19 protein-coding genes are annotated in these 18,228 nt (G+C 63.8%); 13 read left to right on the top strand and 6 right to left on the bottom strand.

Annotation, left to right across the window (positions count from 1 at the left end; genetic code table 11):
• Positions 1 to 12 precede the first annotated feature (12 nt).
• The 4 genes from NCT05_RS02450 to NCT05_RS02435 are packed head-to-tail and all read right to left on the bottom strand — an operon-like array spanning position 13 to position 4,102.
• The gene (locus NCT05_RS02450) at positions 13 to 858 is read right to left on the bottom strand and encodes an NUDIX hydrolase (protein WP_008351671.1); all 846 of its coding nucleotides are present in this window, start codon (positions 856 to 858) and stop codon (positions 13 to 15) included.
• A gap of 3 nt (positions 859 to 861) precedes the next feature.
• The gene (locus tag NCT05_RS02445) at positions 862 to 1,476 is read right to left on the bottom strand and encodes a LysE family translocator (RefSeq protein WP_008351673.1); all 615 of its coding nucleotides are present in this window, start codon (positions 1,474 to 1,476) and stop codon (positions 862 to 864) included.
• Position 1,477: 1 nt separating this feature from the next.
• Complete coding sequence (locus NCT05_RS02440; protein ID WP_008351675.1) at positions 1,478 to 2,044, bottom strand: adenine phosphoribosyltransferase; 567 nt, start codon at positions 2,042 to 2,044, stop codon at positions 1,478 to 1,480.
• A gap of 60 nt (positions 2,045 to 2,104) precedes the next feature.
• On the bottom strand, positions 2,105 to 4,102 hold the full coding sequence (locus tag NCT05_RS02435) for a monovalent cation:proton antiporter family protein (RefSeq protein WP_008351676.1): 1,998 nt from the start codon (positions 4,100 to 4,102) through the stop codon (positions 2,105 to 2,107).
• Between the two features lie 160 nt (positions 4,103 to 4,262).
• Between NCT05_RS02435 and kdsD the strand changes: the two genes are divergently transcribed.
• From kdsD to NCT05_RS02380, 11 genes are all read left to right on the top strand, one after another.
• Entirely contained in the window at positions 4,263 to 5,246 is a 984-nt protein-coding gene (gene kdsD, locus NCT05_RS02430) for an arabinose 5-phosphate isomerase KdsD (RefSeq protein WP_008351678.1), read from the top strand.
• Positions 5,246 to 5,785: a KdsC family phosphatase gene (locus NCT05_RS02425; protein WP_175979774.1), complete on the top strand. Its 540-nt coding sequence runs from the start codon at positions 5,246 to 5,248 to the stop codon at positions 5,783 to 5,785. Before kdsD ends, NCT05_RS02425 begins: the two co-directional genes overlap by 1 nt.
• 4 nt (positions 5,786 to 5,789) lie before the next feature.
• Complete coding sequence (lptC, locus tag NCT05_RS02420) at positions 5,790 to 6,392, top strand: LPS export ABC transporter periplasmic protein LptC (protein WP_008351682.1); 603 nt, start codon at positions 5,790 to 5,792, stop codon at positions 6,390 to 6,392.
• A 30-nt stretch (positions 6,393 to 6,422) separates the two neighbouring features.
• Entirely contained in the window at positions 6,423 to 7,109 is a 687-nt protein-coding gene (gene lptA / locus NCT05_RS02415; RefSeq protein WP_033536543.1) for a lipopolysaccharide transport periplasmic protein LptA, read from the top strand.
• 11 nt (positions 7,110 to 7,120) lie between these two features.
• Positions 7,121 to 7,888, top strand: a complete 768-nt coding sequence (lptB, locus tag NCT05_RS02410; RefSeq protein ID WP_085955336.1) for an LPS export ABC transporter ATP-binding protein — start codon at positions 7,121 to 7,123, stop codon at positions 7,886 to 7,888.
• Between the two features lie 153 nt (positions 7,889 to 8,041).
• On the top strand, positions 8,042 to 9,559 hold the full coding sequence (locus tag NCT05_RS02405; RefSeq protein ID WP_034470542.1) for an RNA polymerase factor sigma-54: 1,518 nt from the start codon (positions 8,042 to 8,044) through the stop codon (positions 9,557 to 9,559).
• Positions 9,560 to 9,743: 184 nt separating this feature from the next.
• Entirely contained in the window at positions 9,744 to 10,103 is a 360-nt protein-coding gene (hpf, locus tag NCT05_RS02400; RefSeq protein ID WP_008351690.1) for a ribosome hibernation-promoting factor, HPF/YfiA family, read from the top strand.
• A 414-nt stretch (positions 10,104 to 10,517) separates the two neighbouring features.
• Entirely contained in the window at positions 10,518 to 10,973 is a 456-nt protein-coding gene (ptsN, locus tag NCT05_RS02395; protein WP_008351691.1) for a PTS IIA-like nitrogen regulatory protein PtsN, read from the top strand.
• 174 nt (positions 10,974 to 11,147) lie between these two features.
• On the top strand, positions 11,148 to 12,116 hold the full coding sequence (gene hprK / locus NCT05_RS02390; protein ID WP_008351692.1) for an HPr(Ser) kinase/phosphatase: 969 nt from the start codon (positions 11,148 to 11,150) through the stop codon (positions 12,114 to 12,116).
• A 63-nt stretch (positions 12,117 to 12,179) separates the two neighbouring features.
• Positions 12,180 to 13,052: an RNase adapter RapZ gene (gene rapZ / locus NCT05_RS02385; protein ID WP_008351693.1), complete on the top strand. Its 873-nt coding sequence runs from the start codon at positions 12,180 to 12,182 to the stop codon at positions 13,050 to 13,052.
• Between the two features lie 56 nt (positions 13,053 to 13,108).
• Positions 13,109 to 13,741, top strand: coding sequence for an LON peptidase substrate-binding domain-containing protein (locus NCT05_RS02380; RefSeq protein WP_008351694.1), 633 nt, complete (start codon positions 13,109 to 13,111; stop codon positions 13,739 to 13,741).
• Here the strand turns inward: NCT05_RS02380 and mutY are convergent.
• Both mutY and mutM read right to left on the bottom strand, forming a co-directional pair.
• Positions 13,738 to 14,799 (bottom strand): A/G-specific adenine glycosylase, encoded by a 1,062-nt coding sequence (gene mutY, locus NCT05_RS02375; RefSeq protein WP_250501692.1) that lies wholly within the window; start codon positions 14,797 to 14,799, stop codon positions 13,738 to 13,740. The two genes, NCT05_RS02380 and mutY, sit on opposite strands and share 4 nt — an antisense overlap.
• Before the next feature lie 6 nt (positions 14,800 to 14,805).
• A complete protein-coding gene (mutM, locus tag NCT05_RS02370; RefSeq protein ID WP_250456616.1) occupies positions 14,806 to 15,636 on the bottom strand; it encodes a bifunctional DNA-formamidopyrimidine glycosylase/DNA-(apurinic or apyrimidinic site) lyase in 831 nt (276 codons plus the stop codon).
• A gap of 85 nt (positions 15,637 to 15,721) precedes the next feature.
• On the opposite strand from mutM, the gene NCT05_RS02365 reads away from it, so the two are divergent.
• Both NCT05_RS02365 and lolB read left to right on the top strand, forming a co-directional pair.
• Positions 15,722 to 17,581, top strand: coding sequence for a tetratricopeptide repeat protein (locus tag NCT05_RS02365; protein WP_175979773.1), 1,860 nt, complete (start codon positions 15,722 to 15,724; stop codon positions 17,579 to 17,581).
• Positions 17,578 to 18,207, top strand: a complete 630-nt coding sequence (gene lolB, locus NCT05_RS02360; RefSeq protein WP_008351698.1) for a lipoprotein insertase outer membrane protein LolB — start codon at positions 17,578 to 17,580, stop codon at positions 18,205 to 18,207. The genes NCT05_RS02365 and lolB overlap by 4 nt, the downstream gene beginning before the upstream one ends.
• The last annotated feature ends 21 nt before the right edge of the window (positions 18,208 to 18,228 follow it).

Below are 18,228 nucleotides of genomic sequence, written 5' to 3'. Positions count from 1 at the left end.
CGTTCGGTTCTTTCAAATTTGCGGCGCTTCGAACAGCGCGTCGATGCCTTCGCACGCGTCTTCGTCGATCCACTGATGACGCAGCATGCAATCGAGCGTCGCGAGACTCGCATCGACGGTGAGCTTGCCCTCTTCGATCCAGCGCGCGACGTCCTCGATGCGCGCAAGGCGATGCTCGCCGACTTCGCCGTCCTGATTGTGCGGCGCGAAATCGGGCGGCAGGGAGACGTCGTACACGAAGATCTGCTCGGCCTGCGTGCCTTCCGGAAGCGACTGAAGCACATGAAACGTGCGGCCGGGCGTCGCCGTCGAAGCGAGTTCGGCGCTCATGCCCGCCTCTTCCCAGCATTCCTTCACGAGCGTCGGCATGAGTGCGAAACCCCAGCCGATGCCGCCCGCGACGACGTTGTCGAGCATGCCGGGATCGGTCGCCTTGGTGTCGCTGCGGCGCGCGATCCACAACTGCGGCGCCTTATCCCGGTATTTTACGATGCCGTTCAGATGCACCGCGTAGGTCATCGTGCCGAAGAAGCGCGACGCCGCACGCTCGATGAACGCGAGCGGCGCGGCGTCGAAGCCGTTGCGGATCGCGTAGGTTTCGTCGCGCCAACCGGGAATCTTGCCTTCGGCGAAAAGCGCGCCGATGACCGCGCCAAGCGCGGCGCTGCGCGCGTTCACATCGGCGAGCGCTGCGTGCAGGCGAACCGAAGCGGCGTCGATCACGAAGACGTCCGGCCAGCGGCGCAGCGCGTCGACGTCGGATCGGCGAATCCAGCCGACGCGTTCATCGCCGATAAAGAACGGTAGGTGCGCGGCGGCGTCGAAGCGGCGTGCGGCAACGATCGAAGCGAGCGGCATATCTCAGTCCTTGAGCGCGACGCGAATGCCGAGCGCGATGAACGTGACACCCGCGAGCCGGTCGAGCCACACGCCCACGCGCGGACGGCGCTTCAGCCACGCGCCGATCATTCCCGCGCCGATGCCGAAAAGCGAAAACACGACGACCGTCTGCAGCATGAAGAGCGCGCCGAGTTCGAACATCTGCAGCATCACGCTTTGCGCGCCGTGCGGATCGACGAACTGCGGCAGGAACACGATGAAGAACAGCGTCACTTTCGGATTCAACATGTTGCCGATCACGCTCTGGCGGAACACGGTCGTAAGCGGCTGGCTCGGGCGCGCGTGCGCGGTCGCGAGGCCGTGGCTGCGCAGCGCCTTGATGCCGATCCACACGAGATACGCCGCGCCCGCCAGTTTCACCGCCTGAAACGCCATCGGCGACGAACGCAGCAGTGCTGCAACTCCGAGCGCCGCGAGCGTCGTATGGAAGATCACGCCGAATGCGAACCCGCACGCCGCGACCACGCCCGCGAGCCGTCCTTGCGAAATGCCGCGCGCGAGCACCTGAAGATTGTCCGGCCCCGGCGCGACGGTGATCGCGACGGAAGCCGCGAGAAAGAGCAGAAAGTTGGGCATGTCAATGTCCGGCGAATTCGCACACGGTATAAAGCGGCACGCCATTTTCGCGCAGCAGTTTCGAGCCGCCGAGATCCGGCAGATCGATGATCGCCGCCGCCTCGACTACTTGCGCGCCGAGCCGCTCCAGCAGGATCTTGCCGGCCATCATGGTGCCGCCGGTCGCGACCAGATCGTCGACGATCACGACGCGGTCGCCCGGCTTGCACGCATCCTCGTGAATCTCGACGGTCGCGCGGCCGTATTCCAGCTCGTACGACTGTTCGAGCGTCTTGTACGGCAGCTTGCCCTTCTTGCGGATCGGCACGAAACCGAGGCTCAGCTCGTACGCGAGAATCGGCCCGATGATGAAGCCGCGCGCGTCCATGCCGGCGATCACGTTCACGTTTTCGTCGATATAGCGCTGCACGAACAGGTCGATCAGCATGCGCAGCGCCTTGCGGTCTTGCAGGATGGTCGTGATATCGCGGAACTGCACGCCGGGCTGCGGCCAGTTATCGACGGTGCGCACGCGCTCCTTGATGAAACGCGCGGCGTCGAGCTGGGCGTGCGAGGGGGTAATGGACATGACTTCTCCGGAGTCCGCGCCGTGAGGCCGCGCGTTCGCCTTGGTGACAAAAGAGGGAAGCTAGGCTGCCCGGCGATTGCGCGAGAGCCGTTCCTCGGCTTGCGCCAGCACTTCGGGCAGGCCGCGCAGCACGACGATATCGTTCGCGCGCAGCTTGGTTTCGGGGTCCGGTGCGACGCCCCGGATGCCGTGGCGCCGGATCGCGGTCACTTCGACACCGTTGCCGACGAGTCCGAGATCGTCGAGCGAATGCCCGACGGCTTCGGAATTTGCGTCGATGGGTACGGATTGTAGCCGGACCTGCTCGTGGCCATCGTCGTCGTCGACGTCGTCGGCGCCGTGGAAATAGCCGCGCAGCAGGCTGTAGCGCGCATCGCGCATTTCCTCGACGCGCCGCACGACGCGGCGCATCGGCACGCCCATCAGGACGAGCGTGTGCGATGCGAGCATCAGGCTGCCCTCGACGATCTCCGGAATCACTTCCGTCGCGCCCGCCGCGGTGAGCTTTTCGAGATCGGCGTCGTCGACGGTGCGCACGATCACCGGCAAAGTCGGCGCGAGTTCGTGGATGTTGTGCAGCACGCGCATCGCGGACGGCGTGTTCGCGTACGTGATCGCGACCGTCGCCGCGCGATGCAGGCCCGCCGCGAGCAGCGACTCGCGCCGCCCGGCATCGCCGAACACGACCGATTCGCCCGCCGCCGCTGCCGCCGCCACGCGATCCGGGTCGAGATCGAGCGCGACATACGAAATGCCCTCTTGCTCCAGCATGCGCGCAAGGTTCTGTCCGGCGCGGCCGTATCCGCAGATGATGACGTGGCCGCTCTGCTTCAGGCTCTGCGTCGCGATTTTCGTCATTTGCAGCGATTGCAGCATCCATTCCGTCGACGAGAGCCGCAGCACGATCCGGTCTGCGTTCTGGATGATGAACGGGGCGGCGAGCATCGAGAGCAGCATCGCGGAAAGAATGGCTTGCAGGATCGTGGAATCGACGAGATGCGAATCCAGAATCAGATTCAGCAGCACGAAGCCGAACTCGCCCGCCTGCGCGAGACCGAGGCCCGTACGCATCGCGACGCCCGGCGTCGCACCGAACGCGCGCGCGAGACCGGTGATCATCACCGCCTTGAGCAGGATCGGCACGACGAAAAAGCCGAGCACGAGAAACGGATGCTCCCAGATCACGCGCGGATTCAGCAGCATGCCGGTCGTCACGAAGAACAGACCGAGCAGCACGTCGCGGAAAGGCTTGATGTCCTCTTCCACCTGATGCCGATACGGCGTCTCCGCGATCAGCATGCCCGCGATGAACGCGCCGAGCGCAAGCGACAGACCGAACTTGTCGGTGATGAACGCCGCGCCCAGCGTCACGAGCAGCAGGTTCAGCATGAACAGCTCTTGCGAGCGGCGCCGCGCGACGAGGTCGAACCAGCGCGTCATGAACTTCTGGCCGATGAAAAGCAGCACCGTCAACGCGATGACGATTTTCACCGCGGCGATGCCGAGCCACATCGCGAGCTGCGACGACTGGCCGTTGCCGAACGCCGCGATGATGATGAGCAGCGGCACGACCGCCAGATCCTGAAACAGCAGCACGCCGAAGATGTTGCGGCCGTGCTCGGATTCGAGCTCGAGCCGCTCGGCGAGCAGCTTGCTGACGATGGCGGTCGAGGACATGGACATCGCGCCGCCGAGCGCGAAGCTCGCCTGCCACGACATGCCGATCCAGAAATTGGCGATCCAGCCGAAGATCATCGCGAGCGCGATGGTCGCGCCGACCTGGCTCGCGCCAAGTCCGAACACGATGCGCCGCATCGAGCGCAGCTTCGAGAGCGAAAACTCGAGCCCGATGGAGAACATCAGGAACACGACGCCAAATTCGGCGAGATGCTGCGCGCGGTCGGTGTCCGGCGCGATGCCCGCCGCGTGCGGCCCGACGATGATGCCGACCGTCAAATAGCCGAGCATCGGCGGCAGGTTGAAATAGCGAAATACGACGACGCCTGCCACGGAGCAGAGCAGCAGCAACAGCGTCATTTCGAGCGGAGAAATCGGCATCCGACTAGCGTCCTCGTTCGTCAGCGTTCCGAGGCGCGTGAATCGGGCGCTCCGGCATCTTAAAAAGGCCCCTGACGACAGGGCTTGCGGGGGCGGATAGACGGCGGCGCACCGGACTCCGTAGGGGGCGGCCCGGAATCGCCTTTGCTATACTCCGCGCATGATAGCGAAAATCAATGGCGACCGGGCGCTGGCGCTGGCTCGCAACGTAATTCAGATCGAAGCCGACGCCGTTCGCGGGCTCTCCGAACTCCTCGACGACAACTTCACGAACGCGGTCGAAACGCTGCTCGGCTGCCGCGGCCGCGTGGTCGTCTCGGGCATCGGCAAGTCGGGCCACGTCGCGCGCAAGTTCGCCGCGACGCTCGCCTCCACCGGCACGCCGGCGTTCTTCGTGCATCCGGCCGAAGCGAGCCACGGCGACCTCGGCATGGTCACCGCCGACGACATCTTCATCGCGCTGTCGAACTCGGGCGAAACCGAGGAGCTCGTCGCCATTCTGCCGCTCATCAAGCGGCTTGGGGCAAAGCTGATCGCGATCACCGGCCGTCCCGAATCGAGTCTCGCGCAACTGGCGGACATGCATCTGAATGCACGCGTCGAAAAGGAAGCGTGTCCGATGAATCTCGCGCCGACGGCCAGCACGACCGCCGCCATGGCGCTCGGCGATGCGCTCGCCGTAGCCGTGCTCGACGCGCGCGGCTTCGGTCCCGACGACTTCGCGCGCTCGCATCCGGGCGGCGCGCTCGGGCGGCGCCTGCTCACCTATGTGCGCGACGTGATGCGCGTAGGCGACGAAGTGCCGGTCGTTTCGCTCGACGCAACCGTTGCGGACGCGCTCTTCCAGATCACCGACAAGCGCATGGGCATGACCGCGGTCATCGACGAAAATCGTCACGTCCACGGCATTTTCACCGATGGCGACCTGCGCCGCATCCTGCAGCGCGACGGCGATTTCCGCGCGTTGAAACTCGCCGATGTCATGACCCGTAATCCGCGCACGATTGCGCCGGATCATCTCGCGGTCGAAGCCGTGGAACTGATGGAGCGCTTTCGCATCAATCAGATGCTGGTCGTGGACGCCGATGCGACGCTGATCGGCGCACTGAACATGCACGACCTCTTCTCCAAGAAGGTAATCTGATGGCGCAGAAGCCTCTCACCGCCGCCGAACGCGCGAGCCGTCTGAAGCTGATGGTGTTCGACGTCGACGGCGTTTTCACCGACGGCAGTCTCTATTTCACCGCCGAAGGCGACGCGATGAAGTCGTTCAATTCGCTCGACGGCCACGGCGTGAAGATGCTGCAGTCGGTCGGCGTGCAGACGGCGATCATCACGGGACGGCAATCGGGCATCGTCGCGGCGCGCGCGCGCGAGCTGGGCATCACGCATCTCTATCAGGGCGTCGGCGATAAAACCGTCGCGCTCGCCGAACTTCTCGAAGCCACCGGCATCCCGGCCGACGAATGCGGCTACATGGGCGACGACTGGCCGGATCTCGCGGTGATGCGCCGCTGCGGCTTTGCGGCCGCGCCCGCGAACGCGCATCCCGAAGTAACTCAGCGCGTGCACTGGGTCGCGGAAGCGCGCGGCGGCCACGGCGCCGTGCGCGAAGTCTGCGACGCGATCCTGCGCGCGCAACATCGCTACGACGAACTGCTCGCCGCAGCGCTCGGAGGCTGAGGCCATGCCGCGCCCCGGAAAGCTCGCCTCGCTCCTGCCGCTTCTCGCGGTGGCGGCGCTGGCCGGCATCACCTACTGGCTGCTGCAGGCCACGCTGCCTCCAGCACAGCAGGCGCCCGCGCCCGAGAAGCGCCACACGCCCGACTACTTCGCCAACAACTTTTCGGTTTCCGAACTCGACGCCACCGGCACGACGCAATATCGTCTGACGGCGAAGTCGATGGTGCATTACGAAGACGACGAGATCAGCGAGCTCACGCTGCCCGCGATGCGAATGTTCCAGCCGATGAAGCCGACCGTCACGGCGACGGCCCAGCGCGGCACGGTCAATGGCGACGTCTCGATCGTCGATCTCTACGACGACGCGCGCATCGTGCGCGCGGCCGGTTACGGAGATCCGCAGATGCAGGCGGATTCCCAGCATTTTCGCGTGCTGGTGAACGACGATGTCATCGAAACGGAAAAACCGGTTAGACTTCAGCGCGGCCCGTCGGTGATGACGGCCTCTGGCATGAACTACAACAACGTGACCCGGGTGATGAAGCTGTTCGGTAACGTGCGCGGCGCGATCGCAGCCACGGATATCAACGGCGGTTCGTCCAAGTAATCCCGGCACTCCCATCCGAATTGTGACTGCATGAACGAAAGGTTCCCTCGTCCCGATGGCGGCCCTGCGCGCGCAATGCTCGCGCGCCGTGCCACGCACGCCGTGCGGGCCGGGCTCGCTGCCGCCCTGACCATCGCGGTCGCGCTGGCCGCGCTGCCGGCGCACGCCGAAAAGGCCGACCGCGACAAGCCGCTCAACATCGAAGCGGACAACATGTCGTACGACGATCTCAATCAGAAGAACATCTTCACCGGTCACGTAGTCGCGACGAAAGGCACGATCGTGATCAAGGCCGACCGCGTCGAGGTGACGCAAGACCCGCAGGGTTATCAGTACGCGACCGGCACGTCTACCGGCAACAATCTCTCGTATTTCCGCCAGAAGCGTGACGGTCTGAACGAGTACATCGACGGCAACGCGGTGCGAATCGATTACGACGGCAAGAACGACTTCACGAAGCTCACGACGCGCGCCGTCGTGCGCCGCCTGCAAGGCCTGACGACCGTGCAGGACGAAGTGCACGGCAGCGTGATCACCTATGACGGCCAGAAGGACTTCTACACGGCGAGCGCGGGCAAGGACCAGGCCGGACCCGGCAATCCGAGCGGCCGCGTGCGCGCGATGCTCGCGCCGCGTTCAGGCGGCGCCGCGCCGCTGAACGGTTCGCCTGCCACGCTTTCTCCGTCGAATACCATTCAAGGAACGCCGCAGCAGTGAATTCGCCCGCCATGCCCCACCGTAAGCCGGAAGGCGAGTCGAGTTCGCTCGTCGTCCGCAATCTGAAGAAGCGTTACGGCTCGCGCACCGTGGTGAAGGACGTGTCGCTCGATGTGAAGAGCGGCGAAGTGGTCGGGTTGCTCGGCCCTAACGGCGCGGGCAAGACCACGTCGTTCTATATGATCGTCGGCCTCGTGCCGCTCGATGCCGGCGAAATCGATCTCGACGGCAACTCGATCAGCCTTCTGCCCATCCACCAGCGCGCGCACCTCGGCCTGTCGTATCTGCCGCAGGAAGCATCGGTGTTTCGCAAGCTCACTGTCGAGCAGAACATCCGCGCGGTGCTGGAACTGCAAACCGATGCGTCGGGCAAACGCCTGTCAAAAGACGCCATAACACAGCGCGCCGAAGCCTTGCTCGACGAGTTGCAGATCGCGCATCTTCGCGAGAATCCGGCGCTGTCGCTGTCGGGCGGAGAGCGCCGTCGCGTCGAGATCGCGCGGGCGCTCGCGACCAACCCGAGCTTCATCCTGCTCGACGAACCCTTCGCTGGCGTCGATCCGATCGCGGTGCTGGAAATCCAGAAAATCGTGAAGTTTCTGAAGCAGCGCAACATCGGCGTTTTGATTACCGACCATAACGTGCGCGAGACGCTCGGCATCTGCGATCACGCGTACATCATCAGCGACGGCACCGTGCTCGCGGCGGGCGCGCCGAGCGAAATCATCGAGAACGAAAGCGTGCGCCGCGTCTATCTCGGCGAGCATTTCCGCATGTGAGCGCACCGTCGCAAAGGCCGCATTGATAGTGCGCCGCATCATGCGAAAGTTGCAAAACTTACGTGCCGCCCCCGTGGGCGGCATGCGCTTTTTTGGAATCCCCGCGAGGTTTCGCGCGCGTGGCAAACTCTCTACAATGATTAAAACTTTGCCATGAAAGCCAGCCTCCAACTCCGCCTCTCGCAGCATCTTGCGCTGACCCCGCAACTTCAGCAGTCGATCCGGCTGCTGCAGTTGTCGACGCTCGAACTGCAGCAGGAAGTCGCGATGGCCATCGCTCAGAATCCGCTGCTCGAGAACGACGACGACTGGATTGCGAGCCCTTTGCGCGTCGCCGCGGACGGTTCGCTGATCGCGGCGCCGGCCACATCGAGCGCGCCGCCCGATTCGATGATGAGCAACGGCTCCACGTCGAGCAGTTCCAGTTCCGAGCGTTCGGAAAACAGCGAGCCGCAAGGCGTCGACGAGTACAACGGCCTGGGCTCGGACAGCGGTCAGGACTCGAGTTCATGGAATCTGGAAGACTACGGCCGTTCTAACAACGCTTCCGACGACGACGATCTGCCGCCGCTGCAAATCCACGAATCGACCACGACGCTGCGCGACCATCTGACGGCGCAGTTGCGCATGACCGCGGCGAATCAGCGCGATCGGGCGCTCGTCACGTTTCTGATCGAGTCGCTGGACGAGGACGGGTATCTCACGGCATCGCTCGACGAAGTCCAAACCGATCTTCCCGAAGAACTCGAAGTCGATCTCGACGAACTGAGCGCGGCACTCGCGTTGCTGCAGAGTTTCGATCCGCCCGGCGTGGGCGGACGCTCGGCATCGGAATGCTTGAAACTGCAGTTGCTGCGGCTCGATGGCTCGCCAACGCGCACGCTGGCGCTCGAGATCGTCACGAATCATCTGGAATTGCTCGCCGCGCGCGACTTCACGCGCCTGCGCAAACAGTTGAAGGCAAGCGACGACGCCCTCCGGGACGCACATTTGCTGATCAAGTCGCTGGAGCCGTTTCCGGGCGCGGCGTATGGCAAGAGCGAAGCAGACTACGTCGTTCCGGACATTCTCGTGCGCAAGACGTCGGGCGGCTGGACGGCTGAACTCAACCCGGAGATCGTGCCGAAGCTGCGCATCAACCATTTGTACGCGAACATCCTGCGGAACAACCGCGGCGATCCGGGCAGCGGTTCGTTGCGTCAGCAGCTTCAGGAAGCGCGCTGGCTCATCAAGAACATTCAGCAGAGGTTTGAGACGATCCTGCGTGTCGCGCAGGCAATTGTCGAGCGTCAGAAGAACTTTTTTGCACATGGCGAAATCGCCATGCGCCCCTTGGTTTTGCGGGAGATTGCTGATACGCTGGGTTTACACGAGTCGACGGTTTCTCGTGTGACCACGGGCAAGTACATGCTCACCCCATTCGGGACGCTTGAATTTAAGTACTTCTTTGGATCGCACGTTTCGACCGACACAGGAGGCGCGGCATCGTCAACGGCGATCCGGGCCCTCATCAAGCAACTGATAGGAGCGGAAGACCCCAAAACTCCTCTTTCAGACAGCCGCATCGCCGAACTGCTGGCGGAACAAGGATTCGTGGTAGCGCGGCGCACCGTAGCCAAGTACCGCGAAGCCCTCAAGATCCCGGCAGTGAATCTGCGCAAGTCTCTATGACCCGTCTCTGTAGTCCATCGCGTGTTGCGATGGGCGTTTACCGGCCGCAACGCGAAAGCGCGGACGTGCCGGCCGATGCGCCCCGTTTGTCAAGCGCGCCAGGATGACGCGCCGGCGGGACACATTGCCGACCGGTATCGGACGAGCCGACGTGGCCTAGCGGCCATTAGCTTGGAGAGCAACTATGAATCTGAAGATCAGTGGACACCACCTCGAATTGACGCCTGCGTTGCGCGAGTATGTGATCACGAAACTGGACAGGGTGCTCCGTCATTTCGATCAAGTGATCGACGGCAACGTGGTCCTCTCGGTCGACAATCATAGGGAAAAGGAAAAGAGGCAGAAGGCGGAAATCAACCTGCACCTGAAGGGCAAGGACATTTTCATCGAGAGTTGTGACGCTGATATGTACGCGGCCATCGACCTGATGGTCGACAAGCTGGATCGGCAGGTCATCAAGCACAAGGACAAGATCCAGGGCCACGCCCATGAATCCGTGAAGTACCGCGGCGAGTCGCATGAGATGGAAGCGCCGTCGCCGTGAGCATGAAGCACGGCATGCACGAAGTCTGATCGCCGGATGACAGCAAAACCCGCCGCCACAGGACGGCGGGGCTGATTGGAGGGAGTCCTCGAATATCCGGAAACGATGGATCGGCGCATGCACCGAACCGAAGCCGCCCCGACTGGCGGCTTTTTTGTTGGATTTCTGCCGCTAGGTGATACAAGCCATTGATTTTCAGGGCTTTGTCCTGCACATTGAATTGAAAACCGTGCCATTGCGCGGCGCACCATCGGGCGGTGCCCTGTTCTATAATGGTCCGGTAATTTTCGGGGTCGCACGACAGGCACGCTGCAGGCAACGCCGCCAGCGCACTTTCCGTTTCACCATCGCCGTGAGCGCTTTCAGACAGCGGCCACGATGAGGAGCTATCAGGCCACGCTTTCGCCTGCCAACATGAATCGTTTAGCCAAATTTCTTCCCATCGAGAACGTGGTTCTCGGACTGTCCGTTACCAGCAAGAAACGCGTATTCGAGCAAGCGGGCCTGATTTTCGAGAACCAGAACGGCATCGCTCGCAGCACCGTCACCGACAATCTCTTCGCGCGTGAGCGCCTCGGCTCGACCGGCCTCGGCGAAGGCGTCGCCATTCCGCACGGCCGCATCAAGGGGCTGAAGCAACCGCTCGCCGCCTTCGTGCGTCTCGCCGAACCCGTCGCGTTCGAATCGCCCGACGGCCAGCCGGTCTCTCTGCTCATCTTCCTGCTTGTGCCCGAACAGGCGACGCAGCAGCATCTTGAAATTCTGTCGGAGATCGCCCAACTGCTCTCCGACACCGAGGCGCGCGAGCGTCTGCACAAGGAAGAAGATCGTGACGCGCTCTATCAGGTGCTCACGCAATGGCAACCGTAATAGCCACCCGAACATAGCGTTGCGCGTCCGTGCCGCCTCCGCGCCGGGCGCGCCTCGCTTACGCAAGGCTTCTGGGGCACAATCGGTCAAACGCAGCGCCATGCAGCGTATCGAAGCGACCCGCTTCGTCGTGACGCAAAGGCTGCTCCCGGCTTCCAACGGAGTTCCGGTCTCATGGATACGTCCAGCATCAACGCCCAAAGCATTTTCGACGACAACGCCGCCGCTCTTAAGCTCAGCTGGCTCACCGGGCATGAAGGCTGGGAACGCGGCTTTTCGAGCGAGACGGTCGCCAACGCGACGTCGAGCGCCGACCTCGTCGGTCACCTGAACCTGATTCACCCGAACCGTATCCAGGTGCTCGGCGACGCCGAGATCAACTACTACCAGCGCCAGTCCGACGAAGACCGCTCGCGCCACATGGCCGAGCTGATCGCGCTCGAGCCGCCGTTTCTAGTCGTCGCGGGCGAAGTGGGCGCGCCGCCGGAGCTCGTTCTGCGCTGCACGCGCTCGTCGACGCCGCTCTTCACGACGCGCATGTCGGCGGCGGCCGTTATCGACAGCCTGCGCGCGTACATGTCGCGCATTCTCGCGCCGCGCGCGACGCTGCACGGCGTGTTCATCGACATCCTCGGGATGGGCGTGCTGCTCACCGGCGACTCCGGTCTCGGCAAGAGCGAGCTCGGTCTGGAGCTCATCAGCCGCGGCCACGGACTCGTCGCCGACGACGCCGTCGATTTCGTGCGCCTCGGCCCCGATTTCGTCGAAGGCCGCTGTCCGCCGCTGCTGCAAAATCTGCTCGAAGTGCGAGGCCTCGGACTGCTCGACATCAAGACGATCTTCGGTGAAACCGCCGTGCGCCGGAAGATGAAGCTCAAGCTGATCGTGCAACTCGTGCGCCGGCCGGACGGCGAATTCCAGCGCCTGCCGCTGGAAAGCCAGACCGTCGACGTGCTCGGCCTGCCGATCAGCAAGGTGACGATTCAGGTCGCCGCGGGCCGCAACCTCGCCGTGCTGGTCGAGGCCGCGGTGCGCAACACGATTCTGCAACTGCGCGGCATCGATACCTTGCGCGACTTCATGGATCGCCAACGCCTTGCGATGCAGGATCCCGACAGCCAGTTTCCCGGCAAGCTGATCTGAGCGCGCGCCGAAACGAATCGGGCGCAGGTGCTAAGCTTAGGAAAAGCGAATTTCCCGAGACCCATGCGTATCATCCTGATCACCGGCATCTCCGGTTCCGGCAAGTCCGTTGCGCTGAACGCGCTTGAAGACGGCGGCTACTATTGCGTCGACAACCTGCCGCCGCGCTTTCTGCCCGAACTCGCCGACTATCTCGCGAAAGAAGGCCAGACGCGCCTCGCCGTCGCGATCGACGCGCGTTCGAGTCTCTCGCTCGATGAAGTGCCGTCCATCATCGACAAGCTCTCGAAGGACTTCGATCTGCGCGTGCTGTTCCTCAACGCGAGCACGCAGTCGCTGATCCAGCGTTTCTCCGAGACGCGCCGGCGTCATCCGCTGTCGGGCCCGCCGATGCGCGAAGCCGATGTCGGCGTGCTGAACTCGCTCGCCGAAGCGATCGAACGCGAGCGCGAACTGGTCGCGGGCCTCGCGGAATACGGCCATCAGATCGACACGAGCAATTTGCGCGCGAACGTTCTGCGCGCGTGGGTCAAGCGCTTCGTCGAAACCGACGCCGCCGACCTCACGCTGATGTTCGAATCGTTCGGCTTCAAGCGCGGCGTGCCGCTCGACGCCGATCTCGTCTTCGACGTCCGGACGCTGCCCAATCCGTACTACGACCGCGAATTGCGCCCGTTCACGGGCCTCGACAAACCGATCATCGATTTCCTCACCGCGCAGCCGCTGGTCGGCGAGATGATCGACGATATCGGCGCGTTCGTCGGCAAATGGCTGCCGCGTTTTCGCGACGACAACCGCAGCTATCTCACTGTCGCGATCGGCTGCACGGGCGGCCAGCATCGCTCGGTGTTCATCGCGGAGGCGCTCGCCGCGCGCTTTTGCGAGACGGCAAATGTGATCGTGCGGCATCGTGACGCGCCCATCCCCGCCGGGTAGCGCGATCCACACGCGAACCTGATCGCCGCGCCGGCGGTCCATCCTGGAGGGACGCGATGTCCGCGAATCCTGTTCTGGCCGACTTGCCGCTGTTTCCGCTTCACACCGTGCTTTTTCCCGGCGGCCTGCTGCCGCTCAAGATATTCGAGGCACGCTATCTGGACATGGCGCGCGAGTGTCTGCGCGAGCAGACGCCGTTCGGCGTGTGCCTGCTCAAGAGCGGGCACGAAGTCGCCTCGCCGGGCGATCCGTCGGTGCCGGAAAGCATCGGCTGCCTGGCTGAAATCGCGGAATGCGATGTCGATACCTTCGGTCTCCTGCTCGTGCAGGCACGCGGAACCGATCGTTTCCGGCTCACCGATCATCGTGTCGAGCCGAGCAATCTGATCGTCGGCACGGCCGAGTTGCTGGGTGAAGATCAGCCGCTGCAGGGCGCCGAGGCGCTCGCGAAATTCGGCGCGTGCGCAGAAGTGCTGGAGCGCATCATCGACACGATCAAGGAACGCGAGCCGCAGAATCTGCCCTTCGTCGAGCCCTTTCTATACGACGATCCCACCTGGGTCTCCAACCGCCTCGCCGAAATCCTGCCGATCCCGATGCGCGCACGCCAGAAGCTCATGGAGTTGATGGACGCCGGCGCGCGCATCGACGTCGTGCATCACTACATGCAGCATCATCAACTGCTTTAAAGGAGCGTGCCTGTCAGCGCGTCGAGCAGCTTGCGCACTGGCGCGGGCACGCCATAGGCGTCGATCTTCGCGAGCGACGCCCAGACGGTTTCGAGGTCCATCAAGTCGCGCGGCGCCTGGCGCGCCTCGCCGAGCCGCGGCTCGATATCCAGCTTGAAGTGCGTGAATGCGTGCGACATCGGCGCGAGTCGCTGCAGATGTTCATCGGCGCCGAGACGCTGCGCGACTTGCGCTAGCGCGGCTTCGTCCGCCGCTTCGGGCAGGCTCCACAATCCGCCCCATATTCCGATCGACGGACGCTTCTGCAGCAGGATCGAATCGCCGTCCCTCAGGACCAGCATCCATGTCTTGCGCGTCGGCACGGCTTTCTTCGGGCGCGCGGCGGGCAACTCGCGCTGACGCCCTTCGACCTTCGCCACGCAATCCGATGCGAACGGACAGCGCGCGCAGTCCGGCTTGCCGCGCACGCACAGCGTCGCGCCGAGGTCCATCAGGCCTTGCGTGTAAGCGGTCACATCGTTGTTGTTCGCGGCTTCCGGCAAGAGCGATTCCGCGAGCGTCCACATCGCCTTCTCGACTTTCTTCTCGCCCGGAAAACCTTCGACGCCGAATACGCGCGCGAGCACGCGCTTCACATTGCCGTCGAGGATCGTCGCGCGTGCGCCGAACGCGAACGACGCGATCGCCGCTGCCGTCGATCGTCCGATGCCCGGCAGCAGCGCGAGTTCGTCGACGGTCTGCGGAAACGCGCCACCGTGCTCGTGCGCGACGGCCTGCGCGCAGCGGTGCAGATTGCGCGCGCGCGAGTAGTAACCGAGCCCGGCCCAGAGCGCCATGACGTCGTCGATGGGCGCCTCGGCGAGCGCCGATACCGTCGGAAAGCGTTCGAGAAATCGCGCGTAGTACGGAATGACGGTGGAAACCTGCGTCTGCTGCAGCATGATCTCCGACAGCCAGATGCGGTAAGCATCGCGCGTGTTCTGCCACGGCAGGTCGTGACGGCCGTGAATGCGTTGCCACGCGATGAGGCGCGACGAAAAATCGGTGAGAGCGAGCATCGGATATTAGCGTTGGCAGCGCGGGCAGAAGTACGTCGAGCGCTGTCCCTGGACGATTTGCCTGATCGCCGTGCCGCAGACGTGGCACGGCAGGCCCGCGCGATCATAGACGAAATAGTCGAGCTGGAAGTAGCCCGACTCGCCGTTGCTGCCGACGAAATCGCGCAGCGTGCTGCCGCCCTTGTCGATGGCGGCGGCGAGCGTCACGCGCACGGCGTCCGCGAGCAGGTCATAGCGCACGAGAGAGATGCGCCCGGCGGCGGTCGTCGGCCGGATGCCCGCGCGAAAGAGGCTCTCCGACGCATAGATATTGCCGACGCCCACCACGATCCCGCCCGCGAGCAGCGCCTGTTTCACCGACACCTTGCGCCCGCGCGTCTCGCGGAACAGCAGCGCGCCCGAAAACTCCGGCGAAAACGGCTCGACGCCGAGGCTCGCGAGCAGCGGATGATCGAGCACGTCGCCGTCCGAGCGCGGATGCCAGAGAATCGCACCGAATCGGCGCGGATCGCGAAAACGGAGAATGAAATCGTCGAACACGATATCGACGTGATCGTGCTTCGCCGCCTCGGGCGGCTGCGGCACATGCCGCAGCACACGCAGCGTGCCGGTCATGCCGAGATGGACGATCAGCCAGCCTTCGACGGTTTCGAACAGCAGATACTTCCCGCGCCGCTCTACTTTGTCGATTTTCAGATGGCCGAGCGTCTTCGGAAGATGCTTCGGGATGGGCCAGCGCAGCGCGGGCGTACGCACGTCGACGTGCTCGACGCGCCGTCCGGCGACATAGGGTTCGATTCCGCGGCGAGTGACTTCGACTTCCGGCAGTTCGGGCATTTTTCTGGAGAGAGACTTGCTCTGGCGTTTGTGCCGGTATTTTAGCGACCGCGTTACAATCGACTGAAACATCGTCTGGATTTCCATGAACTCGTTCGTCATGAAGCTGTTTGCGAAGCGTCAGTCCAGTTCGACGCATTCGTTCGCCATGCCAATGTCGCGAATCGCCGGCGCCGTTGCGCTCGCGATGGCCGCGCTCGCGTTCGCGCCCGCGCACGCCCAGGCGCAGAACGCCACGCCCGTTCCGAGCGCCGACGATCAGGCCGACGCGCAAAACGCCGCCGATCTGCTGACCGCGCCCGTCAGCGGCGCGGAGACACAGGATCTGCCGAATGTGACAATGTCGAGCCAGATCGTGTTCCAGGTTCTGGCGGCCGAAGTCGCATTGCAGCGCGGCCAGCCCGCGCCCGCATTCCAGACCTATCTCGCGCTGGCCCGCGACACGCACGATCCGCGTTTCGCGCAGCGCGCGACTGAAATCGCGATCGCCGCGCAAAGCCCGAACGACGCGCTCACGTCGGCGCAGCTCTGGCAGCAGTTCGCGCCGCATTCCGATCGCGCGGCGCAGTTGAGCGCATCGCTGCTAATCGTCGGCGGCAAGCCCGAAGACGCGAAGCCGACGCTCGAACGCGAACTCGCGAAGGTGGCGCCGGACCAGCGCGGCGACGCCATACTTTCTCTTCAGACCTTACTCGCGCGCGGGCCGAATCGTGTCGGTGGCCTGAACGTGCTCAAGGACCTGACGCAAAACGATCAGAACCGGCCCGAAGCGCAACTCGCGCTCGCACGTCAGCAGCTCGTCGCGGATGATCCGCCGGGCGCGAAGGCATCGCTCGAAAAGGCGTTGCAACTCAAGCCGGACTACCTGCCTGCCGCGCTGACGCTTGCGCGCATGGGCCCGGAAGAGCGCAAGGAAGGCATCGCGTCGTTCGAGAAATACGTCGACAAGAATCCGAAATCGCATGACGCGCGGCTCGCGCTCGCGCAGTTGTATCTGTCCGCCGACAGGCTCGACGACGCGCAGAAGCAGTTCGAGATCATGCGCAAGAACGACCCGAAGGACCTGACGCCGTTGATGGCGCTCGCGCTCATCAACATCCAGAAAAAGCAGTTCGACAAGGCGCAGGATTTCTTGAACCAATACGCGAAGGCGGCGGAAAACACGCCGGGCGCGGATCCTGGTCAGGCCTATATCTATCTCGCGCAACTGGCGCTGGAACAAAAGAACGACGACGCCGCGAGCCAGTGGCTCGACAAGATTCCGCGCACGAGCCAGCAGTATTTGCCTGCGCAGATCACGCGCGCGCAACTGCTCGCGAAGCAAGGCAAGGTCGACGATGCACGCGCGCTGATCGGCAATCTGCAAAGCTCGGATCCGCGCGATCTGGCGCTGCTCGCACGCACTGATTCGGCGATTCTTTTCGAGGCGCATCGCTACAAGGAAGCGGAGGCGAATCTCGCGAAGGCGGTCGCCGCGTTCCCCGACGATCCCGATCTGACGTACGACTACGCAATGGCCGCCGAGAAGAACGGTCACTACGACGTCATGGAAACGCAGCTTCGCACTTTGATGCGGACGCAGCCGAACAACCCGCAAGCGTACAACGCGCTCGGCTATTCGCTCGTCGATCGCAATCAGCGGCTCGACGAAGCGGTGAAGCTGATCGAACGAGCGGTTTCGCTCGCCCCGAACGACGCGTTCATCATGGATAGTCTCGGCTGGGCGCGCTTCCGTCAGGGCAATGCGGCCGAGGCGGAGAAGATCCTCAAGAACGCCTACAACCTTCAGCCGAATGCCGAAATCGGCGCGCATCTGGGCGAGGTGCAGTGGAAGTCAGGGCAGCAGGATCAGGCGCGCGCCACATGGCGGCAAGCGCAGAAGCTCGAACCTGACAACGACACGCTCGTCAAAACGCTGAAACGACTTCAGGTGAACGACCTTTGATCGCATTCGATTCATTCGCCGGCGCATCGCTTCGACGCGGCGCGCTCGGCATCGCGGCGGCCGCCGCGCTGGTAATGTCCGGTTGCGCGCTGGAACCGCGCGTTCCCACGACGACGAACGCATCCACGTCGCTCGCGACGCAGACGAGCCGCATGTATCACGGACGCTTCGCCGTGCAGTACAACGACCAGAACGGCACGCCGCGCAACGCCTACGGCAATTTCGACTGGCAGGAGACGGGCGACACCGTCACGCTGCAGTTGCGCAATCCGCTCGGCCAGACGATGGCGATCGTGACTTCATCGCCGTCGCTCGCGACGCTCGAATTGCCGAACCGGCAACCCGTCAGCGCCGACAACGTATCTCAACTCATGCAGAACACGCTCGGCTTCGCGCTGCCGGTCGAAGGGTTGCGCTACTGGCTCCAGCCGTCGGCCGCGCCTAGCTCGCGTGCACAGACCACGCTCGATCCGGGCGCGGACAACGGCCGTCCGAAAGAAATCAAGCAGGACGGATGGACGATCGACTATCTCGCCTATGCCGACGCGCCGGGAACCGGCGTGAAGCGCGTGAATCTCACGCGCAGCGAACCGCCGCTCGACATCAAGCTCGTGCTCGATCAATAACTCAGCCGCTTTCGGTTCAAA

Source organism: Caballeronia sp. AZ7_KS35 (genome assembly GCF_023631045.1).
Lineage (GTDB): Bacteria > Pseudomonadota > Gammaproteobacteria > Burkholderiales > Burkholderiaceae > Caballeronia > Caballeronia zhejiangensis.
Note: the sequence above shows the minus strand (reverse complement) of the source record. Positions and strands in the feature narration are given on the sequence as shown.

Coding starts and splice junctions, on each gene's coding strand:
- NCT05_RS02450 (WP_008351671.1), bottom strand. CDS start 858: ATGCCGCTCGCTTCGATCGTTGCCGCACGCCGCTTCGACGCCGCCGCG.
- NCT05_RS02445 (WP_008351673.1), bottom strand. CDS start 1,476: ATGCCCAACTTTCTGCTCTTTCTCGCGGCTTCCGTCGCGATCACCGTC.
- NCT05_RS02440 (WP_008351675.1), bottom strand. CDS start 2,044: ATGTCCATTACCCCCTCGCACGCCCAGCTCGACGCCGCGCGTTTCATC.
- NCT05_RS02435 (WP_008351676.1), bottom strand. CDS start 4,102: ATGCCGATTTCTCCGCTCGAAATGACGCTGTTGCTGCTGCTCTGCTCC.
- kdsD (WP_008351678.1), top strand. CDS start 4,263: ATGATAGCGAAAATCAATGGCGACCGGGCGCTGGCGCTGGCTCGCAAC.
- NCT05_RS02425 (WP_175979774.1), top strand. CDS start 5,246: ATGGCGCAGAAGCCTCTCACCGCCGCCGAACGCGCGAGCCGTCTGAAG.
- lptC (WP_008351682.1), top strand. CDS start 5,790: ATGCCGCGCCCCGGAAAGCTCGCCTCGCTCCTGCCGCTTCTCGCGGTG.
- lptA (WP_033536543.1), top strand. CDS start 6,423: ATGAACGAAAGGTTCCCTCGTCCCGATGGCGGCCCTGCGCGCGCAATG.
- lptB (WP_085955336.1), top strand. CDS start 7,121: ATGCCCCACCGTAAGCCGGAAGGCGAGTCGAGTTCGCTCGTCGTCCGC.
- NCT05_RS02405 (WP_034470542.1), top strand. CDS start 8,042: ATGAAAGCCAGCCTCCAACTCCGCCTCTCGCAGCATCTTGCGCTGACC.
- hpf (WP_008351690.1), top strand. CDS start 9,744: ATGAATCTGAAGATCAGTGGACACCACCTCGAATTGACGCCTGCGTTG.
- ptsN (WP_008351691.1), top strand. CDS start 10,518: ATGAATCGTTTAGCCAAATTTCTTCCCATCGAGAACGTGGTTCTCGGA.
- hprK (WP_008351692.1), top strand. CDS start 11,148: ATGGATACGTCCAGCATCAACGCCCAAAGCATTTTCGACGACAACGCC.
- rapZ (WP_008351693.1), top strand. CDS start 12,180: ATGCGTATCATCCTGATCACCGGCATCTCCGGTTCCGGCAAGTCCGTT.
- NCT05_RS02380 (WP_008351694.1), top strand. CDS start 13,109: ATGTCCGCGAATCCTGTTCTGGCCGACTTGCCGCTGTTTCCGCTTCAC.
- mutY (WP_250501692.1), bottom strand. CDS start 14,799: ATGCTCGCTCTCACCGATTTTTCGTCGCGCCTCATCGCGTGGCAACGC.
- mutM (WP_250456616.1), bottom strand. CDS start 15,636: ATGCCCGAACTGCCGGAAGTCGAAGTCACTCGCCGCGGAATCGAACCC.
- NCT05_RS02365 (WP_175979773.1), top strand. CDS start 15,722: ATGAACTCGTTCGTCATGAAGCTGTTTGCGAAGCGTCAGTCCAGTTCG.